This is a genomic window from Halorubellus sp. JP-L1, from assembly GCF_011440375.1.
GTDB lineage: Archaea > Halobacteriota > Halobacteria > Halobacteriales > Natrialbaceae > Halorubellus.
Genome location: NZ_JAAOIR010000003.1, coordinates 115,136 through 140,846 on the forward strand (window position 1 = coordinate 115,136; position 25,711 = coordinate 140,846).

Consider the following 25,711-nt stretch of genomic DNA (forward strand, 5'->3'; position numbering starts at 1 on the left):
TCTGGCGAGCCACGGTCACGTTCGCTAATCGATTCGGTGACATCTGGAGTAACGGTCCGATGGTGTCGCCGTGGCTTCGGCGTCTGTCGAATCCTGGGTCGTCACTCGGACGAAGGGGAGTGAGCGGTCGCGTCGCCCGTCAGGACTGTCGTTCCGTGTTGGTTCTGCATCTCGAATCGAACGCCGTCGTCGGTTGGGACGCCAGCGACCTCGAGCCGATCTCCGGGCCAGACGCGAGCCTCGAACCGCGTCCGGAAGCAGCGTAACTCCGCGAGCGGGACGAACCGGCGGGCGAACCGGCTCGCGATTCCCGCGAGTAGCATTCCCTGTGCGAACACCGAGCGCGAGCCGGCATCGTGGGCGGCCGACTCGTTGACGTGTAGCGGGTTGAAGTCGCCGCTCGCCCCCGCGTACTTGACGAAGTCGATCTGGGACATCTGCGGGACGCGTAGCGTGGCGGCATCGCCGTCTCCGTCGTCCCGTGGTCTGCCCGTGGGTTCGACGAACCCGCTCGAATCGTTCGCGCGTCCCGACGGTCCCGGGTCGGTGTCGTCCGTCTCTCCTTTCTCGATGCGGGTTCGTCGTTCGGTGACGACGAGTTCATCGCTCTCCGTTCGATACGTCGTCTCGAGGGTCGCCATGACGAGGTCGGCGTCGTCGTCGCGCGTCCGGAGACTGACGTCGACCAGTTGCGTTCGACCGTCGAGGGTATCGCCGGCGTAGACCGGTCGCTCGAACGTGTACGTCTGTTCTCCGTGAACGGTCCGTGACTGGGCGAAGCCCAGGTCGAACCCGAAGTCGCTCGTCGCATCGTCGACTCGATATCGTGGGAAGTAGGCGACGCGCGTGAACGTCGGCGGTGCCACGACCGCGGGGTGGCCTGCCGCGACGGCTTCGTCCGCGTCCACGTACAACGGATGCGGGTCGTGGATTGCACGTGCGAACTCGTCGACCTTCCCCGCTTCGACGGTGAATCCCGACACCGTCTCGTGGGATTCCCCGACCAGTGCCTCGAGCTCGCTCAGTGATCTCTCGGGCATCGTCTTAGCGAGAGCGTGACGATGGACCGTCGAAGGGGGCGTCGTGGCGTCGTCCGGTGAAGGTCATCAGATGACGCCCTCCTCGTCCAGTGCGTCGATCAGTTCGTCGTCGTAGTCGAGGAGGTCTGCAAGCACCTCCTCGGTGTGTTCGCTGAGGAGTGGTGCGGATTCGACGTCGGGCTGCTCCGAGCCGGAGAACTTGATGGGGAGGCCCGGGACCGGGACCTCTGAGCGACCGTCGGACTGGTTGGGGAGGTGATTCAGCATCCCGCGCTCTTCGAGGTGGTCGTCGGCGACGATCTCCTCGATGGTCCGAACGGGCGCGCACGGAACGCCGGCCTCGCGGAGGCGCTCGGTCACCTCGTCCTTCTCCATGCCGTCCAGCCACTCCTTGATGTAGCCGTCGACTTCGCCGATGTGCTCGGCGCGCTTAGCCTTCGAAGAGAGGCGGTCGACGCCCAGGAGGTCCTTGTGCCCCATCAGTCGCGCGAGCGACTCCCAGTGTCGTTCGGCGATGCAGATGATGGTCACGTGACCGTCGTCGACTTCGTAGGCGTTGTAGGGCGCGATGGAGAGCCCGGAGTGCTGATTCCCGGTCCGCGGCGGCGTCTCGGTCTCTGACACCCAGGAGGCGACGGGCGAGGCCAGCGTGGGGTAGATGGTATCGAACATCCCGACTTCGACGTACTGGCCGGAGCCCGTCCGTTCGCGCTGGAACAGGGCGCTCACGATTCCGGCGACGAGGTGGATGGCGCCGAAGAAGTCGGCGACGGCGGGCCCCGCCTTCACGGGTGGTTGTTCGGGAAACCCGGTCGTGCTCATGATGCCGCTCATCGCCTGTACGGTCAGGTCCATCGCGGGATACTCCGCGTACGGTCCGGTGTCGCCGTACCCCGACCCGTGCGCGTAGATGAGTTCAGGGTTGATCTCCTCGAGTGTCTCGTATCCGACGCCGAGTTCGTCCATCTTCCCTGTCGCGTAATTCTCGAAGATGACGTCGGCTTCCGCGGCGAGTTCTTTGAGGAGCCCCTTCCCGCGTTCAGACTTGAGGTTGATCGTGATTCCGCGCTTGTTCGGGTTGAGGTACTGGTACTGGGGGGGTTTGCCGTCCTCGGTCCGCGTGCGGACGTTCTCTCCCCATGGCGGTTCGACCTTCACGACGTCTGCGCCGAGGTACGCAAGCACCATCCCGCAATAGCCACCCTGGTAGATTTGCCCGAGATCAAGTATGCGTACGTCTTTCAACGGCGGGTCCATGTGACTAACCACATGCGATACACCAACATATAACTCACGCATGGGGGAACCGCCCGAGGGAAGGCGGCCACCCTGCCCAACGCACCCATCCCCGTTCCAGATTATCGAACCAAATTTATAGGTGGGGATTCAAGGTGATAGCATGGGAATCAAATCCACGCAAACGCTCATCGGCATCAGCGAGGTGCTGAAGGATCACGAGGAGGGACTGGGGGTGACGGCGCTCGCGGACGAACTCGGGATGGCGAAGAGCACGATCCACAACCACCTGTCGACGCTGGAGGAGCACGGATTCGTCGTCAACGACGACGGAACCTACCGGCTCGGACTCCGGTTCCTCGATTTCGGGATGGCGACGCGGAACTCGAGCAGGGTCTACCAGGTCGCGAAACCGAAGGTGGACGAACTCTCCGCGTCGATAGAGCAGAAGGTGTGGTGCATGGTGGAACAGCAAGGTCGCGGTGTCAGGCTGTACGTCTCGGACTACAACGACAAACTCCAGACGAACGCGTACATCGGGCAGCGGACGTACCTGCATCAGAGTGCGGCTGGGAAGGCAATCCTCGCGCACCTCCCGGAGCGTCGAGTCGACGAGATAATCGAGCGGGTGGGCTTGCCGGAGGCGACGTCCGAGACGATTACGGAGCGCGACGAACTCTTCGAGGAGCTGTCTGAGATCCGCGACCGAGGGGTCGCGTTCAACCAGGGCGAGTCGGTGTGGGGACTTACGGGTGTCGGAGCACCGATCCGGGACAAGGACGGGAACGTTCTGGGGTCGGTGAGCGTCGCTGCCGCCTCGAACATTATGAAGGACAGTCGTCTGCGGTCGGAGCTATCGGAGCAGCTCCTTGGGACGATCAACGAGATCGAGATCAACCTCACCCACAACTGATTCTGTTCGATGATGTGGGACGAAGGATGTGGTGTGGTCCCGAGAAACACGGTGTTTTTGCGAGACTGACTCCGACTGTGTTACACCAATACCGGTGTAACTGGGCCTGGTCGGTACCATTCGAAACCCGCTATCCTGGGGAGGTCGACCGATCGTGCACCCGCGCCTACGTTCCGAATAATCGAACGATCCGGCTAGTCGGTAAAAGAGAAACCGTACGCGACGAACTGGCAACCGCCGAGCAACCCACCATACCCCGCGTCGTCGCGACCCGATGTCCGCCACTCCAAGCCGGCTCCGACCACGAGCGCCCGTGGACGTCGACGGTTCGTCTGGGCTGTCGGCACGGTGGACGCACCACTAGTACGTTGGAAACGAAGCGCCGATAATAGGGCGCTAACCTGCGACGGAACCGTTCGATGATGTGGAACGATGGGGTGGTCAGTCGAGACCGTGCTTCTTCAGATCGCGAGCGATCATGTTCCGTTGAATCTCGGTCGTCCCGCCGGCGATACGCCAGCCGCGCACCCACCGATAGAGGTACTCGACCGGACTCTCCTTCATGTACCCCATCGCACCCTGGACCTGGAGCGCCTCGTCGACGACCTCGTCGCCGAACTCGTTCGCCACGACCTTCGCGAGCGACGTCTCCAGTCGCGACGGGGGGCTGTCGATCGCATTCACGGCCGCACGATAGATCAGTAACCGTGCGGCTTCCAACTTCATCGCCATGTCAGCGAACTTCCACTCGATGCCCTGGAACTCCGAGATCTGCTCGCCGAACTGCTCACGGTCCTTCGCGTATGCCATCGCCTTGTCGAACGCGTTGAGTCCGCAAGCGACGCACATCATCGCGTTGTGAGTTCGTTCGACGTTGAACTCGATGAGGAGGTTCTTGAACGACTCCTTGCCCTCCGCGAGGATCTGCTCCTCGGGGAGCTCGCAGTCGTCGAACTCCAGTTCGTACTGCTCGTGGCCCGCCATGTTCGTGTAGGCCTGTCCGAGCGAGAACCCGGGCGTGTCAGCGTCCACGACCACGGCACCGATGTTCCCGTCCGGGAACTTGGCGTAGACGAGGAACGCGCCGCAGACGTCGGCCTTCGTCACCCATTGCTTCGTCCCGTTCAATAGGATACCGTCGTCCGCCCGCTCGACGGTCGTCGACATCGCTGCCGCGTCCGTCCCGGCCTCCGACTCCGAGATGGCGACCGACATTATCATCTCGCCGTCGCAGACGTCCTGGAGGTACTTCTCCTTCAGGTAGTCGTTCCCGAGCGTCGCGATTACGCGCGGCGGACCCATCGAGGACCGCGAGAGGACGTGCGCGGTGTCGGGGCAGACGCGACCAACCGCTTCCTGCGCGAGCAGGACCTCGATGACGTCGTACCCGCCACCGCCGTACTCCTCGGGCAGTGCGATGCCGAGCAAGCCCTGCTCCGCGAGCACGTCCTTGTTCGCCTCGGGGAACTCGGTTTCCCAGGTGAAGGCGTCGTCGCTGAACTCGGTCTCAGCGAGCTCGGCCGCTAGATTCTTTATCATCCGCTGTTCGTCCGTTAACCGGAAGCGCATACGATTACCACCCCGGATATTCGGATAAGTATTCTGGTTCAAATCACAATTGGAACAGGTACGCTCGACGCAGCGGTCCGGCCGCCGCCCGACCCAGAACGAGTTCCGAGCGGACTCGGGGCGAGACGACAGCCCCCGACGTAGTGAGCGTCGTGGGGATACCTGGACGCGTGTGTGAGTCACCCAAACGTATATCTCTCCACGTTCGATACTGGTGAGACATGTCTGAAGAGCCGGTGTACGTCGCGGGCGCCTTCGAGCATCCGACGCGTGAGGCGCCGGAGTCGTCGACCATGCAGTTACACGGCGAGTGCGCCAAGCACGCGCTCGCGGACGCGGGCCTCTCCAAGGACGACGTGAATGGCTACTTCACGTCTGGCGTCCCGGAGTACGAGGACGGGAAGCCGACGTTGCTCATGGCGGACTACCTCGGACTCGACGTCTCGTACATGGACGGGACGGACCACGGCGGTGCGTCCTACGTCAGCCACGTCGCGCACGCCGTCTCCGCGATCCGCGACGGGCGCTGCGACGTCGCGCTCGTCACCCTCGCCGGCCGGCCGCGATCGCGCAACCAGGCCACTGGGTCGGGGAGTCGTCCGTTGCGCTCGATGCAGGACAGCTTCGAGCGAATCTACGGCGTGACGAACATCGCGATGTACGGGATGGCCGCGCGCCGCCACATGCACGAGTACGGGACGACGCCCGAACAGCTCGCCGAGATACGGGTCGCGGCGTCGACGCACGCACAGCACAATCCGAACGCGCTCTACCAGGACCCGGTGACCGTCGAGGACGTCGTGGAGTCCCGCGTCGTCGCCGATCCCCTTCATCTACTGGACTGCTGCGTGATCACTGACGGCGGTGGCGCGCTCGTACTCGTGTCGGAGGACGTCCGCGAGGACCTCGAGCGCGAATGCGTCGAAGTCCTCGGGTGTGGCGAGGCAGCCGGACATCACCAGGCCGGTCGGATCGACATCACGCGGACGGCCGCCGAACGCTCGGGCGCTCGCGCGTTCGACGAGGCGGGCATCGAACCGGCGGACGTCGACTACGCGTCGCTCTACGACTCGTTCACGATCACCGTCCTGGAGACAATCGAGGACCTCGGCTTCTGCGAGAAGGGCGAAGGCGGCGAGTTCGTCGAGGACGGTGCGTTGCAGGCACCGGACGGCGAGCTCCCGTTCAATACCGACGGCGGCGGACTGTGCTCGAACCACCCGGGCAACCGAGGCGGCATGACGAAGATGATCGAGGCGGTTCGACAGCTCCGGGGTGAAGCGAACGAGCCGGTGCAGGTGGACGCTGACGTCGCGATCGCACACGCAACCGGTGGGTCCATCGCGACGCGTCACGCTGCCGCCACCGTCGTCTTCGGGAGGGAAGACCGATGACGTGGGAGCCACGCCCCGTACCCGACGTGACCCCCGAAACCCGCGAGTTCTGGGCGTCCGCCGCCGACGGCGACCTCAGCCTCAGCGAGTGCCAGAACTGCGGGCTCGTCTACTACTATCCGCGAGCGCTCTGCCCCGACTGCTTCAGCGACGACGTAACGGGTCGGTCGGCGACGGGCGAGGGCGAGGTCTACTCGTACTCGGTGACGCGGACGATCAGCGGCTGGCCGGAGGACGACCTCCCGCTCGTCGTCGCGTACGTCGAACTCGACGAGGGCGTCAGGATGATGACGAACGTTCACGCCGACCCTGACGACGTGGCCGTCGGCACCAGGGTCGAGGTGACGTTCGTCGATACCGAGGAACCGGACGTCGCGATTCCAGTGTTCGTTCCCGTGACTGACGGCGAATCGGACGGATAGCAATCGGACGGATGCACTCGGACAAGGAGTCATCGGGACCGTGCCCGTTCAGCCGAGCAAGTCCTTGGCGCGGTCGCGGAGCTTGTGTTTCTCGACCTTCGGCGTGTGCGGTCCGGTCGTCCGGGGGAGTTCGTCCATGAACTCGACAATGTGCGGGACCTTGTAGTCCGCGATGCTATCCGCGCAGTACTCGAGCAACGCGTCCTCGGTGACCGACTCGTCCGAACGGACCACGAACGCGACCGGAAGGGTGCCGTGCTGGTCGTGCTCGGCGCCGACGACCGCGGCCTCCTCGACGCCAGCGTTTCGCATGAGTACGCGGTCGATCTCGGACGGATCGACGAGGAACCCCCGGATCTTGAGTGCATCGTCGATCCGCGACCGGAAGTACACGTAGCCCGTCTCGGGGTCGATGACACCGATGTCGCCCGTGTGGAGCCAGCCGTCCGCGTCGAGTGCCTCCTCGGTCGCCTCCGGCTTCCCGAGGTAGCCCGACATCACGTTGAGTCCGCGCAGACAGATCTCGCCCGGTTCGCCGTCGGGCACGGGTTCGCCGGTCGAGAGGTCGACGATCTCGACCTCCTCCTCGGGGTGGATCATCGGGCCACCGACCTTCACGCGCTGCTCGAACGAATCGCTCGGGTCGCCAACGAACACTTGGCTGTTCGCCTCCGAGAGCCCGTACGGCTGGACGATCGGGAACCCGAGCGCCTCCTCGAGGTCACCGATGACCTCCGGGTCCGGCGTGTGGAACGTTATCGCACCGCGTTCCAGGCTGGAGACGCGTTGTGGTTCGAAGTCGTCGTGGTCGACGATGCGCGACGCGATGAGTTCGATCGCCGAGAGGTACGTGACGTCGTGGTCCTCGATGAGGCCGATGGCGGTGCCCGCGTCGAAGTGCGTCTGCGGGACGACGGTCGCGCCGTGCAATAGCGCTGCGAAGAGCGTACCGTACCCGAAGACGCCACAGAACGGGAGTGCGCCCAGCGCCACGTCGTCGTTCGTGACCCCGAGGTGCACGCCGGCCTGATGGCAGTGATTGAGGAGCCCGACGTTAGGCTGGAGGCAGCCCTTCGGTTCCCCCGTCGTCCCGCTCGTGTAGAACACGCAGGCGGACGCCTCCGGCGTCGACGCGGGCTCCGACGGGGACGACGCGTCCCGGCCACGTTCGACGACGTCGTCCAGTGACCTGACTGCCTCGTACTCCGACCCGCCCGACACCGACACGACGTGTTCGAGCGCGGGGAGGTCGGGCGACTCGATCTCGGACGGAGCGGAACCGTCGATCTCCGGGACGACCTCCGCCAGCATCCCGAGGTAGTCCTTCCCAAGGAACTCGTCCTCAAGGATGATCGTCGTCGCATCCGAATCGTCGAGCATGTACTCTAGCTCGTGCGTTCGATACCGCGTGTTCACTGCGACGATACTCGCCCCGAGGAACGACGCCGCGAGCTGGGCGGTGATCCACGACGGGCGGTTCGCCAGCCAGACCGCGATCGTCTCGCCCTCGCTGACACCCAGGTCGCTGAGCCCCCTCGCGAGTGCGACGCTGTCGGCTCGCAACTCGCTGTACGTCGTCGTCTCCGAGTCGAAGCGGAGCGCGATATCGTCGGCGTACTCGTCTGCCACGTCAGAGAAGCCCTCGTAGAGCGTACTGTCCGGCCAATTAGCCATAGGGGGAATCTCACACGGACGAGTATAATCGTTTTCCCCGCCGACCCGTCGCGTACCCGCCATGGACGTTCCACGGCGGCTACCACTCGCGGTACTCGCACCGGGTGCGACGACAGGACTATAATGCGCACCTGCGATGAGTACCTATGGATATCGATCTGTCGGTGGCCGACGAGAGTTCGATACATCGAACTCTGACCACGATCGTCGCCCCGCGACCAATCGGCTGGATAAGCTCGAAGAGCGCCGACGGCGAGGAGAACCTTGCGCCCTTCAGTTACTTCAACGCCATCTCGACGCATCCGCCGATGGTGATGTTCTCTCCCGTCGACCGCGACGGTGGTGAACTGAAGGACACGCCCGCGAACGTCCTCGAGACCGGCGAGTTCGTCGTGAACATGGTGACCGAAGACCAGCTGGAAGCTATGGACCTGACCGGTGAGACGGTCGAGCCGAACGTCGACGAGTTCGAGTTCGCCGGCATCGAGAAGGAGCCCGCGGAGACCGTCGACGTGTCGCGAGTCGCGGACGCCCAGGCCGTGTTGGAGTGCTCGTTCCACGACGACGTCTCCGTACCCGGGTCGACGCTCGTCCTCGGCATCGTCGACTACATCTCCGTCGACGACGACGTCTGCGTGAATGGAAAGATCGATTCGAGAGAGATCGACTCCGTCGGCCGCATGGGCGGCCCGTACTACACCGGCGTCAACTTTCTGCCCTACGAACGTGGTGACGCCGGGAAGCGACAGTAAACGGGCGTTCCGCGAAACCCGCCTCACCGGTAGTTATAAGGGGTGTGTTGTCATGCCATACAAACGGTTAACGAGTTGCGCATGACGAACCTCACCTCACAAGAGAGACCGACCACTTGTCGAGAGGGTCGGGTCTTCCGTGTACAGCACATACCCAAGCACAGCCAATTTGACACCACCCATGGCGTTCGTTGACACGCTCCTGACGTTGGTCGTTCTCAGCCTGACGCTCGGTGGCGTGTACACGCTCATCTCGCTGGGCCTGACGCTGATCTTCGGGGTGATGGACATTGTCAACATGGCGCATGGTGGGATGATCATGATCGGTGGCTTCATGGCCTTCGCCTTCACCCAGGAGTTCGCCATGAACCCACTCGTGAGCATCGTCGTCGTCGTCCCGGTGATGTTCGCCCTCGGTTACCTCCTTCAGGCCCAGCTCCTGGAGCGCCTGAAGTTCGACCTCCACATGAACAGTCTCCTGTTCACGTTCGGGTTCGCCGTGGTCATCGAAGCCCTGTTGACCCTCCACTTCGGGAACTCGCCGAAGTTCATCAACGCGTTCGACACTTCGATTCCCATCAACGTCGGATTCGCGAACGTGGTCGCGGGCGTCGGCGGGTACATCGGCGCAGCCTCGCTGTACGTGTTCCTTCAGCGCTCAGAGACGGGTCGGGCCATCCGGGCGACGGCGCAGGTCCCCGACCTCGCGGAGGCGTCCGGGATCAACGTCCCCTACGTGCGGTCGATCACGTTCGGTATCGCGAGCGTTCTGGCGGGCATCGGGGGCGTATTGTACCTGCTCCCGTACCAGATCTCGCCGATAGGTGGACAGAAACTCCTCGTGTTCTCGTTCATCATCGTCGCGCTCGGTGGCCTCGGAAGCCTCCGCGGCGCAGCCGTCAGCGCAGTCATCATCGCGACGTTACAGATGGTCATCACGTACTACGTCGGCTCGACGACCGCGTTCATGGTGTTGCTGTTCGGCGCGGTCGCCGTCCTCTTGGTCACGCCGAACGGACTGTTCGGTGACCAGGTGAGAGCATGAGTAAAGAACACGTGGACAGCAGCACGGCAGGTAGCCGTACCGACACCGGGTCGGCTGACGCCGACTGGTCGAAGATCACCGAGGAGTCGCTCTGGCGGCAGTTCCTCGTCACTGGGTCGAAGGAATACAGAAAGTACTTCTATCCCGTCCTCGGCGTGCTCGCGCTCGCCATCGTCACGTCGATGTTCGTCGTCGGCGCGTACCTCCACGAGTTCCTGTACATCCTGTTCATGTACGTCGGGCTGGCGTGCCTCTGGAACTTCCTCTCGGGGTACAGCGGCTACGTCCTGTTCGGCGTGACGATATTCTTCGGGGTAGGAGCGTACGCTACTGCTGGCGTGATGAACGCGTTCGCCGTGTCCTGGCCCGTCGGCCTGCTCGCGGCGGCACTCATCTCGCTGGGGATCTCGGCCGTCATCGGCTACATCCTCCTCCGTATCTCGGGTATCTACTTCGCCATCGGGACGCTCCTCATCGTCGAAGGGACGCGCGAAGCGATCTTCGTCGAGGACGGAGTGACGGGACACCTCGGCGGTGCGAGCGGAATCACCGTCTCGCCCGTGTCCAGCGAGATCACCTTCCTCGGGTTCGGCCTCCTCGCACTCTTCACGATCGCGCTCACGTACGAGCTTGCGACCTCGAAGTTCGGACTGCGGATGATGGCGATACGCGAGGACGAAGAGGCGCTCGTCTCGTTGGGCGTGAACCCGCTCCGGTACAAGCTCACGGCGTTCGTCCTCATCTCGATCGTCATGGGCATCATCGGCGGGATGTACGTGCTCACGCTCGGGTTCATGTACCCGGAGACTCCGTTCAATCACCAGATCATCCTCACCGTCATCCTCGCCGCCATCCTCGGCGGCCGCGGGACCGTGTGGGGGCCGGTGCTGGGCATCATCATCCTGGTGCCCCTCGAGGAGGTGCTCTGGCTGAACTACCCGGACATCTTCCTCGTCCTGTACGGGCTCTGCCTGATGGCTGTCATCCTCTTCATCCCCGATGGCATCATCAATCGCCTGAAGACCATGGGTATCCTCCCGAACAGTCGTTCGGTCTGAACTGTCGCCTCGAGCACTTCCGCTCGAGACGGCTCGCCTTTTTCGATCGTTCGGTTCAGTCGTCGAGCACGGCGTCGATCCGTTCGAGGACGCCCCCGGTCTCGTACGCCGACGCCAGGGCCTCGGTCTCGTCAACGCGGATGCGTTCCCTCTCGGCGTCGTCGACGGGGAACGACAGCCTGTCCTTGAGGACGCCAACAGCTCTGGAACTGCTCGCTGCGAGTCGGTCGACGTAGTCGCCGGTTCGCTCCGCCAGCTCCGATTTCGGTGCGGCGACGGTGACGAATCCGGCTTCGACTGCCGTCTCGCAATCGACGGAACGACCGGTCAGCAGCCAGTCGCGTGCGCGACGGTCGCCGACGATCTCGGGGAGCAGTACGGACGCCCAGCCCGCGATCGGAATTCCGAGCGTGACCTCCTTCATCCCGAACGTCGCGTCCTCGCCTGCGACGACGACGTCGGCGGCCATGCAGACCAGGAACCCGAGGCCAAACGCGATCCCAGTCACTTCGGTGACGACCGGTACCGGGCACGACCTGATCGCGTCCACGACGTCGTGGACGCGCGTCTGGTCGACCGGGTTCCCCGAGACGATCTCGTCCCTGAGCTCCTCGATGTCGGCGCCCGCACAGAACTGGTCGCCGGCCCCGCGGACGACGACGGCGTCGTACTCGCCCTCCGAGACGGCCTCGAGGACCGCGACGAGGGCCCCTGCCGACGACGCCGGGAGCGAGTTCAGTTTCTCGGGGCGGGCGAGCGACACGTCGAGAGCGGTCCCGTCGCCGTACGTCCGAACCTCCACTTCGAGATGCGGGTCTGCAGACCCGTCGATGGTACCCATACCTCCAAATCGTGGACCCGCGTCAAGAACATGTCGCCCACTGCACGCCGCCCGCGGACCTGCCAGCGAGGACCTACGCACGTCGAGGCAGCGTCGGAGTCACCGCTATCGATTTCGTAGAGACATAGATTTAAGAACGTCGGTGCTGAGTAGCCGTGTATAGATGGAGACACGTCGCTCAGACCTCGTCGTCATAGGCTGCGGTATCGCCGGCCTCTCGGCCGGACTCCGGGGCGCCGAGCTCGGGATGGACGTCACGATCCTCGAGAAAGCACCGAAGGCCGAGCGCGGCGGTCAGACGCGCTACAGCGAATCGTTCCGTGCACCGTCCGCGAGTACGGACCTCTCCGAGTGGGGGTACGAGTTCGCCGTCCCCGACTACACTGAGCAGGACTTCTACGACGACATCATGGCGCGTACCGACGGGTCGGCAGACCCCGAGTTGGCCAGGACCGTCGTCGAGAATGCCGGGCCGACCATCGAGTGGTTGACGTCCCACGGCGTCGAGTGGGACATGGAACCGCTCGCCGTCGGGTACGTCGCCGGGCGCACGTGGTTCGACAGCCCCGAACTCATCGAACATCTCGTGACGACGATCGAAGACCTCGGGGGGGAGATACACTACGAGGCCGAAGCTCGCGACCTGGATCTCGCCGACGACCACTCGGTCGAGGCCGTGACCGCGGTCGTGGACGACCGATTCGTCCGGTTCGAGTGCGAGGCCGCGGTCCTCGCCACCGGTGGGTACGAGTCCAGCGAGGAGAAGCGCGCGAAGTACATCGGCGCCGGCTTCGAGGAGATGAAGGTCCGAGGTAGTCCGTTCAACACCGGTGAGGGTATCGATATGGCGGTCGACGCGGGCGCGAACGCCGTCGGCCAGTGGAGTGGCGCGCACATGGCGATCATCGACGCTGCCTCGCCCGCGTTCGGCGGCGGTGCGAACCGCGTCGACGGCTACCAGTACGGGCTCATACTCAACAAGAACGGCGAACGGTTCGTCGACGAGGGCGAGGACGCTCGCGCCCACACGTACGCGAAGTTCGGTCGCCTGATCTTCGAGGAACCCGAGCACGTCGCGTACATCGTAGTCGATTCCAAGGTCCACGACCTCGTGCGGGCCACGGGCCCATCCGACCCAGTAATCGCTGATACCGTCCCCGACCTCCTCGCCGAACTCGACATCGACGAGAGTACCGCGGAGCAGACGGTGTCGGCGTTCAACGACGCCTGCGACCCCGGCGAGTTCGACCCGGAGGTCCTGGACGGCAACGACGCCCAGCTCGACCCGCCGAAGAGCAACTGGGCGCTCCCCGTCGACGAACCGCCATTCTACGCGTACGCAGTGACGGGCGGCATCACGTTCGGGTTCGGCGGCGTCGAGATCACCAGCAGCGGCGAAGTGAAGGACAGCCGCGGGCACGTCATCTCGGGGCTCTACGGCGCTGGGAACAGCACCGGCGGACTGTTCTACAACAACTATCCGGGCGGCACTGGGCTGACGAACGCCGCCGTTTTCGGGAAACTAGCGGCCGAACACGCCCACGAATCGAGCGAGTGATGGACGACCAGACGGTATTCGCTGCGCCGTACGTTCCCACACTTCCGAGCGTGAGGCCCGAGTCTGTCGCCCGACCGCAGCACTCGTAACGCCGTGGCTGTACTCAGCTGGTTATTCGGCGACGACGCCAACGTCCTCCGGAGACGCAACTTCCAGGCGTTGCTGCTGGCGAACGTCATCGGCCCCCTCGGCACGGCACTCATCTCGCCCATCCTCGACTCGCTCATCGAACCGTTCGGGGCGACGCCAGCGACGATCGGGCTCGTCATCTCGTTCTTCACCGCACCACCGATCGTGATGATCCCCCTCGTCGGCGTGCTCGCGGACCGATACGGTCGGAAGCCGATCCTCGTCACCGCAATCCTCGGGTACGGGCTCGCCGGGACGCTCATCGTCTTCACGACGGACTTCCAGATTGTCCTCGGGCTTCGATTCGTCCAGGGAATCGCGTACGCCGGTTTGACGCCCATCATCATTACCTCCATCGGCGACATCTACGAGGGCTCGCTCGAGGCGACCGCACAAGGCCTCCGGTTCACGGGGTCGGGCCTGACCCAGGCAGCTGTCCCGTTGCTCTCCGGCGCGCTCGTCACGATTGCCTGGTACTATCCATTCCTATTCTATGCGCTGGCGTTCCCGATCGCTGTCGTCTGCTACGCGTGGTTCGACGAACCAGAGGGCGGCGACGAATCGGCTCCACGGGACGAAGTGGCGGCGGACGGCTCCGAGCCGGACACCCTCAGGTCAGTACTCCGACAGCCATACGTCCTTGCGTTAGTCGTCGCCCGTGGCCTCCCGGTCGTCATCTGGATCGGATTCCTCACGTACAATTCCATCATCGTCGTCCGTCTCTTCGACGGCACGCCGACCCAGGCGGGGATTCTCGTCACCATCGCCAGCGTCTCGTACGCCCTCGCCGCCAGTCAAGCGGGACGGATCGCCGACACCTTCGACAGTCGATTCCTCCCGCTCGTCGGCGCGAACGTCTGCCTCGGGGTCGGCTTCGCCACGTTCCTCCTTGCGCCGACCATCTTCGTCGCCGCGGTCGGTATCGTCGTCACCGGCGTCGGATTCGGGGTCACGCTCTCGCTCTACCGGAGTCTGATTACTGGCATCACAACGAAGTCCCTCCGCGGCGGTCTTGTCGGCGTCAGCGAGTCGATCGGACGGTTCGCCGCGACGGTCACTCCGCTCTACTTCGGGTGGGTCATCACCGTTACCTCCCCCCGGATTGGTATCGGCCCATCACTCCAGCTCGCCGGCGTTGCCTCAGCCCTGCTGGTGAGCACGAGTAGCATCCTCTGTCTCGTCGTCTTCTACTCCGCATCGTCGTACGTGGATTGATCCGGCGGCGTGCGACGCGGCCTCGAAAGTACGGACGGCCCACTGACGGAGACACGTCCTCGAACTGCGAGTGGCGACCGTAGCGAGGACTGGGACGACGGAACGATCGTTACGACCTGACTACCGATATCTCGAAGGGAGCGGTCGAAGGATCGCCATGTGCCGACTCGAAGCGTGGCGCTTTTGTGGCAGTTGAGCCCCACCGGAGTTTGGAGTCCAGTCAGTCCCCGACGGAGAGATACTGCCCTCCTAAACACCTCTAGAATCTTAGTATTACCGTGTCCTATAAATTAAAAGCACATTCTGATGGCGTCGTGAATCCAGCCAATGGAACGGAGGCTGTACCGGCACTATCTAGTTAAGTACCTCCGGAGCTGGCGTGTACCCATCGAGTGCTTGGTGCGGTCGCCGATGGCTATGGTAGTTCATGAAATGGACAAGTCATTCGCGGTCGATCCATCGACTGCTCACCCACGAGTTGTACAAGCGGTCGACCCGCATCTCGATTCTATGAAACCACATCTCGATGGGTCTTGCTCCACGTCGTTCACCCGACCGCTCACACCCAAGCGAGCGAGGGCAGTCCGATTGACGTACTGGACGACGACAAACACAGACTCTGAACAGTCGGGTTTCTCCGTCAAACCGTGAAGGAATCCAGTCGCTGGACCGGTGCCGAGGCGACCACACAACGCGACGTCGAGGATCAACTTCATCTCGACGTCGATTGCAGCGTACTGCCAAGACTGCCCGCCATTACCGTCGGTTTCGTCGAGGGCGACCCACGGCAACCGAGCCGTCGGCGGGTCGAAGCCGCTATCAGCGAACCGACGAACCAGTTTCAGACCACTCTGTGAGGACGTCCAACGCCCAATTCCGTGAGAACCGTAGCTGTTTCTCCGAGTGAACAACCTGTCTGCTGGTGGCGGACGCCGAACGCCCTGACGGGCGTCCCCAGAGCGCTCTGCATTCTGGTGTGGATCGAGACGCGAAGCATCTCGTCACCGTCGCTGTCCGTCGCGCTCCCAATATCCCTCTAACTCTCCGCCATACGTCTCGCTGATTAGGTCTGAGAGTATCTATGGACAAGTCACTCGACGACTTGCTCGTTCCTCAATCTGCGCTAACTACACAGTGCCAGACTGCAACACAAGTATAATACTAGATATACATTGTTCGTTGAAACGACCGGGCTGCACGCAGATCGAACAACAGCTGCTGAACCGGAATCTTGGCCGGGTCGAAACGCTCACCGCCGACAAGGGATACGACTGGGACGAGTTACGGCGAGACTGCGCGAAGCGGCCGTGAAACCGATATTTAAGCACCGCAAGTTCTCGTCTCTATATGGACCGCGCGAGACTCGACGAGGAGACGTACCACCGCAGATCGGGCGTCGATTCAGTTATCCACTTACTGGACCAAGGCCTCGGCGATACGTTGCGAGCACGAACCTGGTTCGGTCAGTTCCGCGAACTCGCGTTCAAGGCTGCCGTCAAAACCATCGAAGCCGTGATGAGTATCTAAGACGCATGATCTGGACCCTTAAAAACGTCTGTCCCGAGAACATCCGGCAGAAAGCATCTCCGAGTCTCGCTACGGATGGCGGCAATAGGAGTACCTGCTGGTTGGCACAGCTATCGACGTTCCTTTTTGACAAGGAAACGGGTGCGTTCACACCTCGACAACGGGTCACGTCGTAAACCACAATATCCCAACGGTGGTCGGGAGTCCTCGCGCCTTCGCACGAGAAAGATAGAAAAAACCCTGTATGCGGGTCGACCGCTTCTACAATCCGGAGGTTGGTAGTCGGGCGAGCCTCCGCGAATGGCTGGTGCTGTTCACGCACTAATACAATCACCAGCGACTGCACCAGGCGCTGACTGAAGGCCTGCCAGTTGTGGATGTACTAACTAGATAGTGCCGTCAGTTCGCACGATTCAAGGATCCTCTTTGTGAACGGTCCTGCCGACTCGGACGTCCGAAGGCCACAGCAGATAAATGATAGGCCTTTCAACAGGACGCGTGTCTTCAGGGGGACGACACGTTGGGGCGTCCTCGGAATGCGGGGCCAAATGGAAATGACACGAGCACCATCCACTTCGTTGCGGTCGGTCGTACCGGTTCTGACTGTCGTATTTCTGGTCGTCGCGTTGGCGACGACGCCGCTTTCCGCGATGGCGGCCGACAGTGGCGAGATAACGATCGACGTCGTTCACGAGAACGGGAATCAGGCGGGGGAGGTGAACGCGCTGGTGATATACCAGGACGGCCAGCACTACGAGACCGTCGAGAACTATCCGTCCGTCGACCTCGAGCATATGTTCTCGAACCTCCCGACGGGACACGACTACACGATCAACGCGTACATCCACGACCAGCTGGCGGGCTCGGTCGGTCCGTTCACGTTGTCCTCGGACGACTCGTGGTTCAGTGATCCGAGTTCGGTCTCGAAGACGATCACCGTCGAGAACCCGGTCGAGCTCTCGCCGACGGTGACGTACCAGGACGGGTCGACGCCGCTCGAGGGCGCGACCGTGCGGGTGAAGTCCCATCAGGACGACCCCGATGGGTCCGGGAAGGTCGTCTGGCGGTCGGCGACGACGACCGGCGACGGCACGACCGATCCCTCGCCGCTGTACCTGTATCCGTCGGAGGGGACCGCCCCGGGATACTATACCGTCGAGGTGCTCTACGGCGGTGAGCAGGTGGCGAGCGAGCGCTTCGACGACCTCGATAGCGACGCGAGTCCGACCATCACGACGGACGCGACCGTTCCGGAGTACGACGTCTCCGCGTCCACCGACGGGTCGGGGAGCGTCGACGGCGTCCCCGACGGTCCGGTCGAGGCGGGGTCGACGGTGACGCTCACCGCTGACCCGGACGCGGGTCACGAGTTCGCGGGTTGGTCCGGTGACGTCCCCGCGGGCGCGGACGACGAGCGCGTCACGCTCACCGTCGACGCCGATACGAGCGTCACGGCCGAGTTCGAGGAACTCGCGGGCGACCTGACGGTCGACGTCCGCCACGAGAACGGCGACCGAGCTAGCGAAGTGAACGGCCTGATCGTCTGGCAGGACTCCGTGGGCGGTGAGGCCTTCCGGACGTTCGAGAACTATCCGTCCGTCGCCGTCGCACAGAAAATCAACGACTTGCCGGGCGGGCACGAGTACAAGGTCACCGCGTACGTCAACGACCAGTACGCGGGCTCGACCGACTGGATCGCCGTCCACGACAGCGACGAGAGTGCGACGATCACCGTCGACGACCCGGCGTCCGTCGAACCGACGGTCTACTACGCCGACGGCTCGACGCCGCTGTCGGACGCCCGGGTCGTCGTCGAGTCCCACGAGGGCGTGGAGTGGCGCAGCAGCACCACCACCGGTGACGGCACCACCGAAGCACCGAACCTCTACCTCCATCCCACGGACGAGGGGTACTACGACGTCACCGTGTACTACGACGGCGAGCAGGTGGCGAGCGAGCGCGTGGACTCGCTCTCGGGCGACCGCTCGCTGGACTTGACGACGAGCGTCGAGGGGACGGTCGACGGAACGATCACGGGCTACCGGTCCCCGAGTAGCGACCAGGAGTACGCGCTCGACGAGTGGTACGACGTGACCGTCGCGGTGCGCAACGACGGCAGCACGGAGCGGACGTTCACGGTCCGCCCGAAGGTCCCCTCGGGGACGGAAACGCGGTCGGAGAGGGAGACCGTCACGGTCGCTCCCGGTGCGACCGAGACCGTGACGTTCGAGCAGCGCTGGTACGGGACGTACACGCAGACGCGGTCGTTCTCGCACGAACTACTGGTCGACACTGACGACGACGGATCGAAGGAGGTCGTCGACGAGGGGTCGGTGACGCTCTCGGAACCACGGAACGGCGACCTGCACCTCGCACCGAACACGGGCGACGGCGAACCGGCGTCGTTCCAGGTGACGGCGACGAACACCGAGACCGGCGACACGGAGATCGATCGACAGATCAGTACGGACGGGACGAACGTCTCCGCGAAGATCATCTCCGTCCCGGCGGGGACCTACGACGTCACGGTCGACGGCGACGGGTACCGGTCGAAGACGACGACCGTCACCGTCGAGGCGGACACCGAGCGGGTCGTCGAACCGCTGGTGACGCCGACGGGCGTGGACGCCACGATCGACGACGCCGTCGACGTCTCGTCGGGGACCTACGAGACGGGTGACACCGTCGAGGCGACGGTCGACGTGACGAACACCGGCGAGAATCAGTGGGAGTTCTTCGTCGGGTACTCCGTCAGGCACGCCGAGAGCGGCGAGACGTACTCGAACGAGGGCCAGACCGGGACGTTCGTCACGCTCGAGCCCGGTGAAACGCGGTCCGTCACCGTCGAGTGGCGCGTCGACGACGGCGCGCAGAGCGGGACGTACGACGTCGTCACGGCCGTCTGGTACGGGTACCCGGAGGACGGTGCCGACCAGATCGAGTCCTCGGGGTGGACGACCGGCGTCTTCGACGTGTCGGATACGCCGACGACCTCGCTCGAGTACCAGGGGTCGAAGTATACGATCGAAGAGCGGTCGGACGGGACCGTCGCGGTGTACGACGACTCGGGGTCGCTCGTCGGCGCGGAGACCGCCAAGAAGGTCCTCCAGTACAGGGTGTTCGTGAACAACTCCGTGGACGACGCGACCGGCGGGTGGTGGGAGGTCACGAACCAGTCCGAGGACTTCCGGACGTACTACTGGCTGTCCCACGCCAACCAGGCCGGCATCACGGGGTTCAAGGCGTACGTCAACTCGCACTTCGGGGGATACAAGGACAGCATCGGTGAGTTCGTCGACCTCTCCGTGCAGGCGACCCGGGCGCTGAACCAGCAGCGGTCCGGGGCGACGTACCAGTGGCTCAACGAGTACTCCAGGGAGACCCAGCGTGCGTACGCGATGTACGACGGCCAGAAGACGGAGGTAGAGCGACTGACGAAGACGGCCGAACTCGTCCAGGAGGCCTACCGTCTGAAGAAGACGAGCGACGACGTCGATACGGTCACCGACGCCGTCAGGCAGGCGAGCGACTCGACGGACGCCGGAGAAACGATCCAGGGGATCGCGATCGAGACCGCGATGCTGCCGTTGAACGACGTGAGCGCGGGACTGAAGACGACGGAGAAGCAGTCGCTCCTGCTCTACCACTGGGGGAAGACCAGCAAGGCGAACCTCCAGATGCTGGAGAACCTGGAGGAGAAGCGTCGCGCCGGGACGATCACGCCAGACGAGATGCGGCTGTACTACTACCTCCAGATCCGCTTCTACAGCTCGCAGACGAACCTGTGGCGGCACATGGCGACCCTCCAGGAGCGCGGTGAGCGGTCGAGCGTCGGCTTCGACCTGATCGCGTCGGCGCACGGGAACTCTCCCGAGAAGTTCCGCGATAGCGCGGAGGGGATCCAGATGCTCGTCGAGCTGAAGGCGGACGCGATGGGGCGGTTCCTGAATCGCTCGGACAGGTTCGTCGACAGGTCGGTCAACGTGCGCGACGACCCGGTGAAGACCCAGCTGGATACTGCCGAGCCGCTGACGGTCCAGCCGTCGTCGTGGGTCGCGCCGGGCGAGGAGGCGACGATCGACGTCTCGTCTCGTGGACGACCGGTGATCAACGCGAAGGTCGCGATCGGCGACAAAGTCGTCGAGACCGACAGCGAAGGAACGGCGACGGTGACGTTCTACCAGTCCGGATCGTACGACGTCACCATCTCCAAGGACGGGTTCGAGTCCGCGCAAGCGGCCCTGCTGGTCCGGGAACCGAACGTCTCGACTCAGGGCTTCTCGGCGGTGTCGCTCGGGACCGTCTCGGGCGAGGAGTCCGTGACGCGGTCGACGGAGATGACCAACTCCGGTGAGGTGGCCGTCGACGTCACGGACGCGTCCATCGACCACGACGGCCTTTCGGCTTCGGTCGCGAGTGGGCACGCCGACCCCGGCGAGACGATCGAGGTCTCGGTCACCGCCGACCCGACCGAGCTCGAAACCGGGTCGTTCACCGCGAACGTCACGGTCGAGTGGGAGAGCGTCGACGAAACCACCGAGATCCCGGTCAGCGGGACCGTGGATGACGGCGACGAGGATGTGTCGCTGTCGGCCGACGCCGGCGGGGATCGAACGGTCGAGGCCGGTGCGACCGTCACGTTCGACGCGTCCGGTTCGAGCGATCCGGAAGGGGACGTCGAGTCCTACGAGTGGACGGTCGAAGGCGACGACGCGTCCGACCGGTCGGGAGCGCGAGTCGAGTACGCGTTCGAGCGTCCCGGTACCTACGAGGTGACGGTGACGGTGACCGACGGGGACGGGAACACGGACGACGATACGGTGGTCGTCACGGTCGAGGAGCGCGACACGACGACCACGACGGCCGACGAGGGCCCGGCGACGGACGAGGACCCAGCAGCGGACGAGGATCCGGCGACGGACGAGGCGTCGAGTCGGGGGTCGACGACTGGCGAGGACGAGACGGGAGGGTCCGAGTCCGATTCGGAATCGACGCAGTCGTCGACGACCGGTGATCCGGGGTCGACGAGCGAGGTGGATTCGACGACGGGATCGAGCGACGGCGACGATTCGCTCACGGTGCCGTCCGCCGAGGAACCGGGCTTCGGTATCGTGGCTGCGCTCCTCGCCCTGTTGGGGCTCCTCGCTGTCGGTCGCCGGCGATAGCCGACCTAGAACCGTCGAGCAAGCCATCGACCACTCTCGTCCGGTCGTCGCGTCACCATGCCGGTGGCACCCGACGCGTCCGTATCTCGCCGTCGTCGTCCTCCGGCGTAATTGGCCGGAACCCACTTACTTGTCAAAGGGTAACTGGTGCCTATAGGCGAAGATGGAGGCATCAGGAGGTCCGGTGGTGGTGGTGGGGGGCGACGAGTCGGTCGTCGCCGACGCCGCGCGGGCAGTGACGGATGCGGGGTTTCGCGTCGCGGGAACGGCCGAGGAGCCGACGACGCGAGGCGACGAGTCGGTGCTGGAGGGTGTGGAGTGCGTCGTGATCGCGGCGACCGACGGCGAATCGCTCGCCGAGCGGACGATAGCCGTTCGACGCGAGCCCGCGTCCCTCCCGATCGTCGCGGTCCTCGTCGTCGCCGACGAAGCGACTGTGGGTGTCACGGATGCTGCGGACGAAGCGATCGCCAGCGTTCTCGATGCTGGCGCTGACGAGATCGTCCGGGGTCGCGTCGGGGACGACGGGTTCGAGCGCATCCTCGAGCATCGCATCGACCGGACGATCCGGGCGGCGGGCGCGAGCGGTGCGACTGAGACGGTCGACGTGGTCGGGGAACGGCCGGTCGCGGACCGAGTGGAAGCCCTCGAGGCCGAACTCGAGGACGTCGGTCGCGAGCAGCGGATCTGTCAGCGGATCGTTGCGGCGATCGTCGATACCGTCGCGTGCGACGCGTGCGGCGTCGTCGAAGCGCGCGACGGCGAGTTCGTGCCGCTCGCCGCCACCGCCGCCAAACCGAGCCCCGGCCGGGCGCGCCTTCGAACCGACGAGGGGGTCGCGGGAGAGTCCTATCGGGCGGAACGCATCGTCTATGTCCGGGACGTCCAGACGCACGATCGGGCGCGCGCGGACCTCCCGTATCGGTCCGTGCTGTCGGTGCCAGTCGGCGACATCGGCGTCCTTCAGGTGGCGTCGACGAACGTGGACGCGTACGACGCGGCCGACCGGGAGACCGTTGCGCGGTTCGCTGACGTGGCGGAGCACGCGATGACGCGCGTTCGCTTCGAGCGGTCGTTGACTCAGGAGCGCGATCGTGCGGCCGCGCTCTTCCAGAACATCCCGGACGCCGCCGTCGAGTACGTCCTCGACGACGGGGCGCCCCGTATCGAGCGCGTGAACTCGGCGTTCGTTCGCCTGTTCGGGTACGAACCGGAGGAGAGCGTGGGCGAGACGACGCTCGACCTCCTCGTGCCGTCGGACGGCGTGGACGAGGCCCTGGACACCTTCGAGACGTTGCGCGACGGCGAGTTCACCGAGCGCGAAGTGGAGCGCGTCACGACGAACGGTTCGTCGCCGTTCCTCCTGCGTAACGTCCCGATATCGAGCGAGAGCGGGCTGTCGACGGGCTACCTCATCTACACGGACATCTCGGAGCTCGTCGAGCGTGAACGCCAGCTCGAACGGCAGAACGAGCGGTTGGACGCGTTCGCGTCGATGGTGAGTCACGACCTCCGGAATCCGCTGTCGGCCGCACAGGGATACGTGGATCTGACCCAGGAGACGAGCGACCTCTCGCATCTCGAGGTCGTTCAGGCGGAGCACGAGCGCATGTTCGACATGATCGACGACCTCCTGACGCTCGCGCGACAGGGCGAGGCGATCGGGGACGTGGAAACCGTCGACCTCGAGGGCGTGGTTGCGAGCGCCTGGGAGACGGTGGACACGGCGAACGCGACGGTCGAGACGGCGTCGCTCCCGGCCGTCGAGGGGGACCCGGACCGCATCCGGCAGCTGTTCGAGAACCTGTTCCGGAACGCGGCCCTGCACGCCGGACCGGACGTCAATGTGACGGTCGGGGGGTTTCCCGGCGGGTTCTTCGTCGCCGATGACGGCCCGGGCATCCCCGAAGCCGAGCGCGACGCCGTCCTCGAGATGGGGATGACGACCGCGAAGGGCGAGGGTGGCACGGGGTTCGGGCTCGCGATCGTGACCGAGGTCGCCGACGGCCACGGCTGGGGGGTCGAGGTGACCGAGAGCGAGTCGGGTGGTGCGCGCTTCGAGTTCCACACCGAGTGTGCGCCAGTCGCGGAGGGCGAGCCGTGACGGACGCTCACGAGGATCGGTCGCCAGAGCGTTCGGCGGTGTCGGTCGAGGTGGACGACCGGACGATTCGCGCGACCGACAGCATGGACAACCAGGGGTCGGTGGAGACCAGTGGGTGGGACGAGATCCAGCCGCGTCACGACTTCCCGCAGGAGATGGACGCGGTCGTGGCCGGCCGGGTCTCGAACGCGTCCGTGCAGGCGAAGTTCCCGACGCTCTCGATTGTCCACGACGACGGCGACCTCGGCGAGTCGCGGTCGCTGGAGGACGACGCGTCGCTCGAACTCGACGCCGGCCAGTACCACCTGAACGTCGACACGCCGGTGTCTGTCTCGCTCCGGTTCCAGGGGCCGGCGACGGTCACGTGGACCGATACCGACCGCATCAAGATCTCGTTCGACCAACCGGAAGCGGTGTCGATCGGGTTCGCGAGCTGGCTCCGGTACCCCAGGAATACCGTGACGGTTCCGCGGACGACAGAGGGGCTTGCGACGGCGGTCTCGCAGTTCTCCGCAGCGCTCCAGACCACGAAGTCGGGACGGACTGGCGACCCGAACCGACAGCATCCACCGACCGTCGAGTACGGGGATGCAGTCGACGTTCCGGACGCGGTCCAGGAGCACGTCCCGGACACCGGCCTCCGGGTGGTCGTCCCCGACCGACTGGACGCGATCATGCAGGTCGCGCCGCTCGCGTACTACCTCGGCGCGGTCGTCGAGATCGACGCGGGACCGCCGCGTCTCGAGTCGACGGACGGCGGCTTCGTACGCGAGTTCGCGTCGCCGCCGCGATTACAGTTCGAGGTGGCCGCGTTACTGCGTCGCATGTTCCTCGTGGAGAGCCTCGTCCGCCATAGCGAGACGGTGAACGCGAGTCCGCGCGAACTAGACTTCGTGGACGACATCGACCTCGACGTCTCGTCGTACGACACCGGCTCGGACCTCGAGCGGCTCAAGTCGGTGCTCGCGACGGACTTCGACGCGATCAGCGACGCGCTTCCCGAGTGGCACGTCGCGAGCTTCGTCGAACCGACGTTCGAGCACGCGAAGACGCTCCCGTACCTCCTTCGGTACCTCAGTCCGGTGTTCGATCCGTCAGCGTACCCCCGCGACGGCGAGGACTCGGCGTTGCTCGAGGAGTTCTCAGCGACGATACCGGACCGGCTCCGTCGGGGCACGCCACACGGGAGCGCGCTCGCGTGGGTGTCATCGGAGCCCCGCCCGGACGACCAACCGTTCGTCGGGACGCTCTCGGGGTTCGCGAACGGCTCGCGGTACGTAGACCGCTCCGACGGCGCTGGACGCGTGCTCGTCGTCTGCAACGATTCCTCGCGTGCCAGTACCGCGGCTTCGACAGCGGACAGGTACCGCACGCATACGCCGGACTCGGTGACCGTCGAGATGCACGCGTCGACGACGCGACGTGAACTGGCGGCGCTGTTCGAGGACGGCGCGGACTTCCTGCACTTCGTGGGCGACGCGACCGACGGTCTCGCGTGCGAGGACGGCGTCCTCGACCCGTCGTCGGTCTCCGCGTCGAACGCCCGACTGCTCTTCCTGGATAGCCCGGCCGGAACGGCGACCGCCCGCACGTACCTCGAGCGCGGCAGCGTCGGCGCGTTCGCGTCCACCGCGAACCAGCCACCCAGCGAGCCGCTCCGGGAGACCCTGACGGGGACGCTCACTCGCGGGTTCACGGCCGAGCAAGCGGTCCGGTACGCGAACACGATGACGGACGGATCGCGCCCGCTCGTCGCGATCGGCGACGGGTTCCAGCTGCTCGCGCGCTCGATGACCCTGTACAGTCCCGTGGCGTCGGTCGAGGGCCGCGGCACGAACGAGTTCGCGGTGACCGTCTATCCTTACGTCCCCGAGGCGGGGTTCGTGTGGCGACCGGAACCCCTCGACGTTCGCTCGCAGCTCTGCGGCGCGCCGTTCGAGCTCTCCGTCTCCGGGCCCGAACTGGAGGAACTCGTCCACACGGAGAACGTGGTCCTCGTCTACGACGACGTCGTCCACTGGAACGACCACTTGGACTTCTTCAACCCGCTCGTCTAGTCCGGTCGACGC

At 64.8% G+C, this 25,711-nt stretch carries 16 protein-coding genes and 3 pseudogenes; 13 read left to right on the top strand and 6 right to left on the bottom strand.

Annotated features, from left to right (window positions below):
• Window positions 1-101: 101 nt before the first annotated feature.
• Both G9C85_RS14370 and G9C85_RS14375 read right to left on the bottom strand, forming a co-directional pair.
• Window positions 102-1,040 carry a MaoC family dehydratase N-terminal domain-containing protein gene (locus G9C85_RS14370; RefSeq protein WP_166041211.1) on the bottom strand — a complete coding sequence of 313 codons (939 nt, stop codon included), beginning with the start codon at window positions 1,038-1,040 and terminating at the stop codon, window positions 102-104.
• 66 nt (window positions 1,041-1,106) lie between these two features.
• Window positions 1,107-2,339 carry a CaiB/BaiF CoA transferase family protein gene (locus G9C85_RS14375; RefSeq protein ID WP_369680827.1) on the bottom strand — a complete coding sequence of 411 codons (1,233 nt, stop codon included), beginning with the start codon at window positions 2,337-2,339 and terminating at the stop codon, window positions 1,107-1,109.
• 100 nt (window positions 2,340-2,439) lie between these two features.
• Between G9C85_RS14375 and G9C85_RS14380 the strand changes: the two genes are divergently transcribed.
• On the top strand, window positions 2,440-3,189 hold the full coding sequence (locus G9C85_RS14380) for an IclR family transcriptional regulator (RefSeq protein ID WP_166041215.1): 750 nt from the start codon (window positions 2,440-2,442) through the stop codon (window positions 3,187-3,189).
• Between the two features lie 441 nt (window positions 3,190-3,630).
• Here G9C85_RS14380 and G9C85_RS14385 read toward each other — a convergent pair whose 3' ends face one another.
• Window positions 3,631-4,758: an acyl-CoA dehydrogenase family protein gene (locus G9C85_RS14385; protein ID WP_166041217.1), complete on the bottom strand. Its 1,128-nt coding sequence runs from the start codon at window positions 4,756-4,758 to the stop codon at window positions 3,631-3,633.
• A gap of 221 nt (window positions 4,759-4,979) precedes the next feature.
• Here G9C85_RS14385 and G9C85_RS14390 point away from each other — a divergent pair, with 221 nt between their 5' ends.
• Together G9C85_RS14390 and G9C85_RS14395 are read left to right on the top strand one after the other, a co-directional pair.
• Window positions 4,980-6,152: a thiolase domain-containing protein gene (locus G9C85_RS14390; RefSeq protein ID WP_166041219.1), complete on the top strand. Its 1,173-nt coding sequence runs from the start codon at window positions 4,980-4,982 to the stop codon at window positions 6,150-6,152.
• A gap of 26 nt (window positions 6,153-6,178) precedes the next feature.
• Window positions 6,179-6,574: an OB-fold domain-containing protein gene (locus G9C85_RS14395; protein WP_205254374.1), complete on the top strand. Its 396-nt coding sequence runs from the start codon at window positions 6,179-6,181 to the stop codon at window positions 6,572-6,574.
• A 48-nt stretch (window positions 6,575-6,622) separates the two neighbouring features.
• Here G9C85_RS14395 and G9C85_RS14400 read toward each other — a convergent pair whose 3' ends face one another.
• Window positions 6,623-8,248 carry a class I adenylate-forming enzyme family protein gene (locus tag G9C85_RS14400; protein ID WP_166041223.1) on the bottom strand — a complete coding sequence of 542 codons (1,626 nt, stop codon included), beginning with the start codon at window positions 8,246-8,248 and terminating at the stop codon, window positions 6,623-6,625.
• A gap of 146 nt (window positions 8,249-8,394) precedes the next feature.
• On the opposite strand from G9C85_RS14400, the gene G9C85_RS14405 reads away from it, so the two are divergent.
• The 3 genes from G9C85_RS14405 (at window position 8,395) to G9C85_RS14415 (ending at window position 11,103) form a co-directional block, all read left to right on the top strand.
• The gene (locus tag G9C85_RS14405) at window positions 8,395-9,000 is read left to right on the top strand and encodes a flavin reductase family protein (RefSeq protein WP_166041225.1); all 606 of its coding nucleotides are present in this window, start codon (window positions 8,395-8,397) and stop codon (window positions 8,998-9,000) included.
• A 181-nt stretch (window positions 9,001-9,181) separates the two neighbouring features.
• Window positions 9,182-10,045 (top strand): branched-chain amino acid ABC transporter permease, encoded by an 864-nt coding sequence (locus G9C85_RS14410; RefSeq protein WP_166041227.1) that lies wholly within the window; start codon window positions 9,182-9,184, stop codon window positions 10,043-10,045.
• On the top strand, window positions 10,042-11,103 hold the full coding sequence (locus G9C85_RS14415) for a branched-chain amino acid ABC transporter permease (RefSeq protein WP_166041229.1): 1,062 nt from the start codon (window positions 10,042-10,044) through the stop codon (window positions 11,101-11,103). The genes G9C85_RS14410 and G9C85_RS14415 overlap by 4 nt, the downstream gene beginning before the upstream one ends.
• Before the next feature lie 55 nt (window positions 11,104-11,158).
• Here G9C85_RS14415 and G9C85_RS14420 read toward each other — a convergent pair whose 3' ends face one another.
• Window positions 11,159-11,944, bottom strand: coding sequence for an enoyl-CoA hydratase/isomerase family protein (locus G9C85_RS14420; protein WP_166041231.1), 786 nt, complete (start codon window positions 11,942-11,944; stop codon window positions 11,159-11,161).
• Between the two features lie 163 nt (window positions 11,945-12,107).
• On the opposite strand from G9C85_RS14420, the gene tcuA reads away from it, so the two are divergent.
• Both tcuA and G9C85_RS14430 read left to right on the top strand, forming a co-directional pair.
• On the top strand, window positions 12,108-13,502 hold the full coding sequence (tcuA, locus tag G9C85_RS14425; RefSeq protein ID WP_166041233.1) for an FAD-dependent tricarballylate dehydrogenase TcuA: 1,395 nt from the start codon (window positions 12,108-12,110) through the stop codon (window positions 13,500-13,502).
• A gap of 93 nt (window positions 13,503-13,595) precedes the next feature.
• On the top strand, window positions 13,596-14,846 hold the full coding sequence (locus tag G9C85_RS14430; RefSeq protein ID WP_166041235.1) for an MFS transporter: 1,251 nt from the start codon (window positions 13,596-13,598) through the stop codon (window positions 14,844-14,846).
• A gap of 354 nt (window positions 14,847-15,200) precedes the next feature.
• Here G9C85_RS14430 and G9C85_RS14435 read toward each other — a convergent pair.
• Window positions 15,201-15,925, bottom strand: a pseudogene (locus tag G9C85_RS14435) (IS6 family transposase).
• A 483-nt stretch (window positions 15,926-16,408) separates the two neighbouring features.
• Between G9C85_RS14435 and G9C85_RS18975 the strand changes: the two are divergent.
• The 5 genes and pseudogenes from G9C85_RS18975 to G9C85_RS14460 form a co-directional block, all read left to right on the top strand.
• A pseudogene (locus G9C85_RS18975) lies at window positions 16,409-16,549 on the top strand (RNA-guided endonuclease TnpB family protein); the annotation flags it as partial.
• Window positions 16,550-16,617: 68 nt separating this feature from the next.
• Window positions 16,618-16,695: pseudogene (locus tag G9C85_RS14445) on the top strand (IS6 family transposase); the annotation flags it as partial.
• Window positions 16,696-17,023: 328 nt separating this feature from the next.
• Entirely contained in the window at window positions 17,024-21,538 is a 4,515-nt protein-coding gene (locus tag G9C85_RS14450; RefSeq protein ID WP_166041237.1) for a PKD domain-containing protein, read from the top strand.
• A 190-nt stretch (window positions 21,539-21,728) separates the two neighbouring features.
• On the top strand, window positions 21,729-23,642 hold the full coding sequence (locus tag G9C85_RS14455; RefSeq protein ID WP_166041239.1) for an ATP-binding protein: 1,914 nt from the start codon (window positions 21,729-21,731) through the stop codon (window positions 23,640-23,642).
• Window positions 23,639-25,699, top strand: coding sequence for a hypothetical protein (locus tag G9C85_RS14460; protein WP_166041241.1), 2,061 nt, complete (start codon window positions 23,639-23,641; stop codon window positions 25,697-25,699). Before G9C85_RS14455 ends, G9C85_RS14460 begins: the two co-directional genes overlap by 4 nt.
• Window positions 25,700-25,711 lie beyond the last annotated feature (12 nt).